The following is an 8,493-nucleotide window of genomic DNA, read 5'->3' as shown; positions in this document are numbered from 1 at the left end:
TCATGGTATGTCTTTTCAAAAAGACCGCAGATGTCAGTGTCGACTGTAGAACCCCAAAGGGTTCTCGCCAGGACACCGCCGCCTGCGTTTCTCTTTCCAGATCAACGATTTCAAAGACCAAGACCGATCAAACCGGCCAAACCGTTTAACGCCCGTTCGCGGCGGAGGCGGCTATCTAGGGAAGCCGGTTCTCTGTGTCAAGCAGTTCTTTTAAAAAGGAGAACTCGACGTTTTCCCCGCCGCCCGGAAGCGCTGGGGAGGCGGCTATCTAGGGAATGCCCGGATGCGAGTCAACGGCCTTTCGGCTTATTTCCATCCGCGCTGGCGCAGCGCCTGAGCGAGCCCTTTATCCCAGGCAGCTTGTGAGCCGGTTTTTTCTTAAGTCAGTCCTGAAGCGGCGTGGCGGCAGAGTGATACCCGCCTCGAAACGGTCGGGCATGCGCGTCGTCTCCAGCACTTCTACTCAGCCCGGCGCAATGAGCCCCGCTCTTCTAGCGCCCCCGGCGGGCGGGGCGCGAGGAGCGAAGGCGCGCTTGTTTGGGAATAAGGAGCGACGATCGAAAGCTAGATCGATCGTCGCTTGAAGGCGTTCATCAGTCGGTCTGCGGGCTTTCGCCTGCACCGCTCCCTTTCGTCGTCGGGCGCGAAGGCGGCTGCGGTTGAGGGGTTGGCGTGCGCAGCGCGCCCGTCAGGCCATTCAGATCGACGCCCGACAGGCCAACTTCGGCCATCAGTTGATCGACCAAGGGCGCCTGGGCGCGGTAGCGCAGGGCGCTGCTGACAACCTGGTCCGACAAGTTGCCGTCCTGCGAGCCGCCGCCCGCGCCTGCCGAGGCGCCGCCGCCGCTCAGACCCTCGACCTGAACGATCTTGATGGAGTCGATATTCTCCATCGGCCTGACGGACTCGGCGATGATCCGGTCCAGGTTCTCGATCAGCTTGAGGCGGATCTGCATGGCGACCTGTTCGGGCGACAGCAAGTTGGCCGCCGTGTTCAGGGCGTTCTGGCCGGCGGCCTCGACTTCATAGTGGACCCGCGAGGCTTCGGCGGCGACACGCACAGCCTGGGCCTGAGCCTCAGCTTCGATGGTGGTCTTGTCGGCCTGACCGCGTGCCTGTTCACGCAGAGCCTCGGCCTGGTCGGCGGCGGCGATCTTCTCGGCCTCGGCGGCGACGCGAATGGCGATCGCATCACGCTCGGCCTCCTTGGACGCCTCGATCAGCTCGATGATCTTCTGACGGTCGGCGGCTTCGCGATCCCGCACCGTCTTGACCTGTTCCTCGGCCTGAACGGCCAGAGCCAGAGCCTTGTCGGCCTCGGCCTTGGCTTCGGACTGGGCCCGCGACTTCTCGGCGACGGCGATGTCGCGGTCCTGTTCGGACAGTTCGATGGCCTTGGCCTTTTCGATGTCCTGGGTCTCGACGGCGCGCGCCTTGGAGATTTCGCGCTCGGCGACTTCCTGTTCCATGGCGATGCGCTGCTGGGCGACCAGACGCTCGGCCTCGATGCGGGCCTGATCGATCTGCTGCTGCGAGGTGATCTTGGCGCCTTCGGCCTCGCGCGCCTTCTCGGCTTCCTGACGCGCCACGTCGGCGGATTGCTCGGCCCGGCGGTTGGCGATCTCGCGCTCCTGCTCCAGTTGGGCGTATTCCTCGTCGCGCGAAATTTCGAGCGTGCGGCGCTGCGCCTCCAGGTTCTTGGTGCGGATCTGGACCTGGGTGTCCTGCTCGATGTCGTTGCGCAGCTTCTTGCGCAGCTCGATCTCCTGCGTCAGCCGCGTCAGGCCCTCGGCGTCAAAGGCATTCAGCGGGTTGAAATGCTCCATCGCCGTCTGGTCGAGGCCGGTTAGCGACACGGTTTCCAGTTCCAGACCGTTCTTCAGCAGGTCTTCCGACGACACCTGCTGCACCTTCTGAACGAAATGGGTCCGCTGCTCGTGCAGTTCGGTCATGGTCAGTTCGGCCGCGACCGAACGCAGAGCATCGACGAACTTGCCTTCGACCAGCTCCTTCAGCTCCACCGGGTTCATGGTGCGCAAGCCCAAGGTCTGGGCCGCCGAGGCGATGGCGTCAGCGCTCGGCTGAACCCGCACATAGAACTCGGCCAGCACGTCGACGCGCATCCGGTCCTTGGTGATCAGCGCCTGCTCGTTCGAGCGCTGAACCGCCAGACGCAGGGTGTTCATATTGACCGAAATCGTCTCGTGCAGGACCGGCAGGACCAGAGCGCCGCCGTTCATGACGACCTTCTCGCCGCCAAAGCCGGTGCGGACAAAGGCCGTCTCCTTGGAGGCGCGCTTGTACAGACGCGCGAAGATCAGCCCCAGGATCAACAGGGCGACAAGCCCCACGCCCGAAATGATGGCGATCTCGATGATCGAGTTCATTTAAAACAGCCCCTAATCTGTAAAAGTCGTCAGACCGCCGCGTCGCGCAGTGACACGCTGGTATTGTGAATGGCGAAGTATCTGGCGCCCGCGTGTCGAACCAGAAGCACGCTGCTGCCCTGCGTGAAGACGTCCGCTGCGTTGTCGGGCTCGACCATGACGTAGTGAACCTGGCCGTGCTCGTCGCGAACGCGGGCCTGGGCGGCGCTGGCCTGTGCTGCCTCACCCGTGACGATCACCGCCACACGGCCGACCAGACTGTCGCGCGATACAGCCGAGGTCTCGTCGCGGGGCATGATCCGGGCCACACCCCGACCAAAGACGCGCGTCACCGGCAGGGCGACCGCAAAGGCCAGCGGCGCCGCTATGAACCACGGCCCCGGCTGGCCGATGACCGCCGCGACGACTCGCTGACCGATCAGTCCCGTCATACCGAAGCCGAACAGGAAAACGACGACCAGCATCAGCAGCGGCAACCGCCCGACGTTGATCCAGGACAGCAGCGACGGCGTCTCGACGTTGACGTCGCCGTCCAGCCCCTCGACCCCCTCACCGATCGCCATCCCGCCGCCGAGGCCCAAAGCCTCAACCGCACCGATCAGAAGCATCAGCACCAGGGCGGCGACGAAGGGGACATTGTCCGGCGAAAGGAGGAACCCCCACATCGGCGGCGTCAGCCCTTATCGCCGGCGCGCGCCTTGATGGCGGCCAGACGTTCCTCAACCCGGTTGCGGCGCGCTAGTCCGTCCAGTTCCGCCAGCTTGGCGCCCTGTTCGCGCTCGACACCGCCGAGAGCCGGCGCGCCCTCGCGCGCCATGAGGCGATCAAAAGCGCCGGTCGCATTCTCGACGCGGCGGGCCACGCTCGGCTTCTCGTCCGAACCCACGCCGCCTGTCGCTGCCCCGGCTTCATCGGCGCCGCGCGCACGGGCCAGAAGCATGGACTGGAAGGCCTCTTCCATCTCGCGGCGCTTGGCCATGAGCGCGGCGACATAGCCTTCCAGCTCGACTTCACGCTTGCCCGCCTCGGCCACGGTCGCTTCCAGGACCGGGACCTGGGCCTCGACATCCAGCTGATGCTCGACCGCCGCGCGGGCCAGATCCTCGCGGCCTTCCCGCAGCGCCAGTTCGATCTGGCCGGCCAGCTCCTCGTGACGGCTGCTCTGTTCCGTCAGGCGTTTGTTGGCCAGATGCTTGCTGGCGATGGCGCGGCCCAGCTCCGTGCGGACATCGTCCACCGCCTTGTCGATCTCGCGCAGGGTCTGCTGCACGACAGCGTCCGGCATGGCGCCTTCAATAGCGTCGACCAACGCATGCGCGCTGCCCGAGACGATGCGACCAACGCGCGCGCCCAATGTATCCGCCATGATCCTGATCCTTCCGTTAGCGCGCGGCCGGGGCCGCAGAAACAAGCTTCATCAAATCCGCCAACTCGGCGAGCCGTCGCGAGATGACAGACGGGTCGTAGGCCGGAGCCGTGGGCGTCACAGCCCAGCGCAGCAACTGGTCGGTCATTCGAGCGGCGCAATCAACCAGTCGGGCCTCATGCCGCACCAGGTCGTCCGCCGCACAAGCTGACCCGGCACGAGGCGCGGTCAACGCTAGGGCCAGAAATTCCTCCGCGGTGGTCATCAGACCCGCGGCCACGTCAGAATGACGATCCAGGTCCTGCTCAATGATCCGCACGGCGCGAACCGCCGCCGCCAGTTGCTCGTGACTGACGACCAAGGCCGCTGGAAAGGACTCGACCGGCTCGGCGCGCTGCCGCGCCTGCCGAATCAGGCCTCGGATCTTGTCGCTGGCCGTGACCGCACCATCGACCTCCAGCTCCGCAAGGAAGCTGGTGTCCTCACCGGAGAGCCTGACGCTTAGGGGCGTGTTGAGAGAAGCCATACGCACTCGTAATACGATGTAGCACTAATGTAAACGCACTCTGCTCATCGGGTCGTGACGTCGCGGGCCGAGACGATCCACGAACCAGTGAAGGCCAAAGGAAGCCAGAAAGAACGCTAGGGTGATCCACGCATAGACGTACCGCTTCCTAACGATCTTCCCAGCTTGGCTGCCCGGATCGAAGAAAGGCCCCGCCGCCCGAAAGCGACAGGGCCCTGTTGTGAGGTCCTCTCCATGAAGACCCATTGAGAGCCGGCCGGCCCGTCGAAGGTTTCAACCCCCTGCGGGCGCTGAAAACCTGAGAAGGCCGACCTCAGTGCGGCTTGAGCACGACCTTGGTCCATTCGTTCGGATTGTCGTGGAAATTCTTGTAGCCCTCGGGCGCCTGTTCCAGCGGCAGGCGGTGGCTGATCAGGTCGGTGGTGTCGATCTTGCCCTCAAGCACCAGCTGAAGCAGGTCCGGCAGATATTTCTGCACATGGGTCTGGCCGGTCTTGATGGTCAGCCCCTTCTGCATGAAGGCGCCGATCGGCAGCTTGTCACCGACCCCGCCGTAAACGCCGGGCACAGACACCCGGCCGCCCTTGCGGCATGCCATGATGGTCTCTCGCAGCACGTGTTGGCGATCGGTGCCCAGCTTCGTCTCCTGCTTGACCGCATCGATGATGTTGTCGGGCGCAAAGCCGTGCGCCTCCATGCCGACGGCGTCGATACAGGCGTCCGGCCCGATCCCGGCCGTCATCTCGACCAGCGCCTCGCGCACCTTGACCTCATGATAGTTCAGGGTTTCAGCGCCGTTCGCACGGGCCAGCTCCAGACGGCGGGGGTGGTGGTCGATGGCGATGATCCGCCCGGCGCCCATCAATCTGGCGCTCTTGATGGCGAACAGGCCGACCGGCCCACAGCCCCAGATCGCGACCGTGTCGCCCGGCTCGATCTCGGCGTTCTCGGCCGCCATCCAGCCCGTGGGAAAGATGTCGGACAGGAACAGGACGCGCTCGTCCTGGATTCCCTCGGGCACGACGATGGGGCCGATGTCGGAATAGGGGACGCGGGCGTACTCCGCTTGGCCTCCGGCGTAGCCGCCGGTCAGGTGCGAATAACCAAACAGCCCCGCCGCCGGATAACCATAAGCGATTTCGGAAGCATCGGACTTGTCGGCGGGATTGGAGTTGTCGCACGCGGAAAACTGCTGCTTGCCACAGAAGAAGCAGGAGCCGCAGGCGATCACGAAAGGGACCACGACCTTCTGCCCGACCTGCAGGCTGGTGGCGCCGCGCCCGACCTCGACCACCTCGCCCATGAACTCATGGCCCAGGATGTCGCCGTTCGACATGCCAGGGATCACGCTGTCGTACAGATGCAGGTCCGAGCCGCAGATGGCCGTGGCGGTAATCTTGATGATCGCGTCGCGCGGGTTGACGATCTGGGGGTCCGGGACGGTGTCGACCTGAACATTGTGTTTGCCGTGCCAGACAAGGGCGCGCATGAGCGTCTCCTGGGATAAAAGGATCAGAAATGGCGGGAACCGCGCGGCGCGGCGTCGGGGGCCTGGGACGTGGCGATCTCGCCCGTTTCCATCAGTTGCTTGAAGCGCCGCAACTCGCGGCGAGCCTGGATGCGGGGCTCGCGCTGCATCACCTTGGCGACGACCTTGCCGACCACGCCGGCGGGCGGATCGTAGCTGATGAAGATGCGGACCTCGGTCCCGCGGCCGAAGGCGTTGTCGCGGAACTCGATCCAACCTTCATGGTCCACGTCGGAGTCGTCCACGGCGCGCCAGGCGATGTATTCGCCGGGACGATCCTCGGTTATCTCGCTGTACAGCTCGATATCGCGGCCGCCTGGCCCGGCGACCACCCAGCGCGAACGGCCGGATTCCAGTAGCTCGACCGCCTTCACATTCTCCATGAAGCGGGGCAGGCTCGTCAGGTCGCGCCAGAAGTCATAAAGCGCCTGCCGCGGACGATTGATCAGGACGGCGCGAACGCTCGAGGCCTCGTGTTCGCCCTCGCGCTGGTCCTTGTCGACAAAAGCGGTCGTTCCGACGTCGGCGCGGGTTCCGCCGGTGGTTTGGGGCATGGCCGTCTCCTGGATATGAGAAGATCAAACCCCGCCCGAACGCGCTTCGTTCCTATGGCGACGCTAGTGGAACTGGATGTCGGCGCGCTCGGCGCCGTGTCGCGCAACCAACCGCGCCTCGCGCCCCCGGATCCACAGGCGCTCGATCTCGATGCTGTCCCAGCCGGTGGGCAGGACGACCGGACGCCGTGGCCAATGCTCGGGCGGGCCGTCGTCGATCTGCAGCCCCGCCAAGCCATAGATCAGGCCCATCAGCATACTGCCCAGATTGGCGAAGAACGGCCCCGCCCGAACCAGACTGTCCGCGTGGCTCGGCGTATACTCCAGACATTGGTGGAAGCGCGGCTGATCGTAGACCGCATAGCCTTCGTGAAACAGCTTCAGCGCCAGCTCCCGGTCGTCCGCCATGGCCGCCCATACGGGATAGAGGGCCGGAAGCATCGGCGCCCCCGCATAGTCGCGCCACCGCTTCAGATAGAAGTCCAGCGTCAGACGGCGCTGCGTGTCCGAGGCGGGAAAGTCGTAGGGGAACAGGCCCGCCAGCGGCGAGGGCGTCGCGCCCTTCGGCTCGGTTACGCGGAAGTCGTCGTGCGCCGCGATGACGCCGTCCGATCGCACCGGCAGATAGAGATCGCGCAACGTGTCGACCCACGCCGCCGGAATTGGGCGGCCGATCCGCTCGGCCATACGGATCGCGCGCCGGAGCACGTCAGCGCCGGCCATCAGGGTGAAGGCGTCGTTGTCGGGTGGATCGGGCACCTCGGCCGGTCCCATGGAGCGCAGCACCTCGACCCCGCGCCCGGTTCGGGTGGTGCGACTGACGAACCAGTCGGCGACGCCCGAGACCACGGGCCAGGCGTCCTCCTTCATGAAGGCGTCGTCGCCGGTGATGTCGCTGTAGAGCGAGAAGGCGCGGGCGACATGCAGCGAGCCATGATCTTCGTGATGGGCGGCCGACCCGCTGCCGGGCGCCGCCTCCTGCCCCGTCATGGGCGCCGCTTCCCAAGGGTATTGCAGGCCCGCACGTCCCGACAGGCGGGCGTTCGTCCCCGCCGCGGCGCGCCCCCGCGTCCGGAAGTCGAGCAGCGCCCTGGCCGCCTGGGGCTGAAACAGGATCGAGGGCGGCACGCAGAATGCGTCCACGTCCCACATCACATGGCCGTAATAGTAGTGATAGTCGTGCCAGCTCGCGAGGCCGAAGATCGAGGTCGAGGCCGGGCTGGCCGGGTGGATCGAACTGTTCAGATAGAAACAGGCCGCGTCGATCAGCGCCTGATGATCCTCGGCGGCGCCCTTGACCACGATCCGGCCGCGCCAGAGATCGGACCAGGCCTCGCGGTTACGCTGGCGCAGCGCGTCGAAGCCGGTGGCGGCCGCCCGTGCGACCCGTCGCACCGCCTCTTCGTCCGGGCGGGCGTGCTGCACCGACGGGACCAGGGCGGCCAGTTGGCGCAGCCGGGCCTTGCGCGCGCCCGTCACGACATAGGTGGTGGCCAGCGGACCGGTCAGGTCCCACGCCGCGACCTGCGAATCGGTTTCCGGCTTGATCTCGGTCTTCAGCGCCACGCCGCACGACGATACGTCGCCCTCTGTCTTCCACAGAAGCGAGCCGTCGCAGGCGGGCTCTGGTGAGCCGGGCGTGTCCGTTCGGCGGCGGGCCATGCGGCCTCGCACGCCGCCCACGTCTACGATCGGCCGAAGCGTCAATTCGCAGGCGGCCGAGGTCGCCACGACGACCTCCTGCAAGACCAGGCTGGGCGCCGTGCGACTGGCGAAGGTGACGACCTCGACGTCCGCTGACGTGTCGCCGGCCGCAAATTTGAACCGGCTATGCAGTTCGCCGCAGGCGAAGTCGTAGCGCTGGGCGATGTCAGAGACCGCCCACGGCTGGTCGCCGAGCCAGACCCCGTTCACCGCCAGGTCGACAGCGAGGGGATAGGGCGCAGACGCGGCCGCCTCGACCCGGTGTTCCGGGTGCTCGCCCGCCAGACCGCTGACCAGGGCCATGCCCGCGTCCAGCGGCATTTCGCGCACCCGCAGGCCGATCAAGCCATTGCTGACATAGGCAGGTAGGTCCCCGTGCCGGGGCCCCACGGCATCAGGAGGACTGATGGGGACGTTCGCAGAGGAGC

7 protein-coding genes are annotated in these 8,493 nt (G+C 66.0%); all 7 read right to left on the bottom strand.

The annotated features are described in order from the left end of the window. Window positions 1–593 precede the first annotated feature (593 nt). Window positions 594–2,387 carry a flotillin domain-containing protein gene (locus EON91_RS01650; RefSeq protein WP_292091157.1) on the bottom strand — a complete coding sequence of 598 codons (1,794 nt, stop codon included), beginning with the start codon at window positions 2,385–2,387 and terminating at the stop codon, window positions 594–596. Between the two features lie 29 nt (window positions 2,388–2,416). Further along, window positions 2,417–3,052: a YqiJ family protein gene (locus EON91_RS01645; RefSeq protein WP_292091153.1), complete on the bottom strand. Its 636-nt coding sequence runs from the start codon at window positions 3,050–3,052 to the stop codon at window positions 2,417–2,419. Between the two features lie 8 nt (window positions 3,053–3,060). Next, the gene (locus EON91_RS01640) at window positions 3,061–3,753 is read right to left on the bottom strand and encodes a PspA/IM30 family protein (RefSeq protein WP_292091152.1); all 693 of its coding nucleotides are present in this window, start codon (window positions 3,751–3,753) and stop codon (window positions 3,061–3,063) included. 16 nt (window positions 3,754–3,769) lie between these two features. Then, window positions 3,770–4,279, bottom strand: a complete 510-nt coding sequence (locus tag EON91_RS01635; RefSeq protein WP_292091150.1) for a hypothetical protein — start codon at window positions 4,277–4,279, stop codon at window positions 3,770–3,772. A 313-nt stretch (window positions 4,280–4,592) separates the two neighbouring features. After that, window positions 4,593–5,768 carry a zinc-dependent alcohol dehydrogenase gene (locus tag EON91_RS01630; protein ID WP_292091147.1) on the bottom strand — a complete coding sequence of 392 codons (1,176 nt, stop codon included), beginning with the start codon at window positions 5,766–5,768 and terminating at the stop codon, window positions 4,593–4,595. A 23-nt stretch (window positions 5,769–5,791) separates the two neighbouring features. Beyond that, window positions 5,792–6,361 carry an SRPBCC family protein gene (locus EON91_RS01625; protein ID WP_292091146.1) on the bottom strand — a complete coding sequence of 190 codons (570 nt, stop codon included), beginning with the start codon at window positions 6,359–6,361 and terminating at the stop codon, window positions 5,792–5,794. A 63-nt stretch (window positions 6,362–6,424) separates the two neighbouring features. Then, on the bottom strand, window positions 6,425–8,455 hold the full coding sequence (locus tag EON91_RS01620; protein ID WP_292091145.1) for a glycoside hydrolase family 65 protein: 2,031 nt from the start codon (window positions 8,453–8,455) through the stop codon (window positions 6,425–6,427). Window positions 8,456–8,493: the final 38 nt, after the last annotated feature.

This window comes from Brevundimonas sp. (genome assembly GCF_004210735.1).
Taxonomy (GTDB): Bacteria; Pseudomonadota; Alphaproteobacteria; order Caulobacterales; family Caulobacteraceae; genus Brevundimonas.
This window is presented reverse-complemented; position numbering and strand designations above follow the sequence as displayed.

Coding starts and splice junctions, on each gene's coding strand:
- EON91_RS01650 (WP_292091157.1), bottom strand. CDS start 2,387: ATGAACTCGATCATCGAGATCGCCATCATTTCGGGCGTGGGGCTTGTC.
- EON91_RS01645 (WP_292091153.1), bottom strand. CDS start 3,052: ATGTGGGGGTTCCTCCTTTCGCCGGACAATGTCCCCTTCGTCGCCGCC.
- EON91_RS01640 (WP_292091152.1), bottom strand. CDS start 3,753: ATGGCGGATACATTGGGCGCGCGCGTTGGTCGCATCGTCTCGGGCAGC.
- EON91_RS01635 (WP_292091150.1), bottom strand. CDS start 4,279: ATGGCTTCTCTCAACACGCCCCTAAGCGTCAGGCTCTCCGGTGAGGAC.
- EON91_RS01630 (WP_292091147.1), bottom strand. CDS start 5,768: ATGCGCGCCCTTGTCTGGCACGGCAAACACAATGTTCAGGTCGACACC.
- EON91_RS01625 (WP_292091146.1), bottom strand. CDS start 6,361: ATGCCCCAAACCACCGGCGGAACCCGCGCCGACGTCGGAACGACCGCT.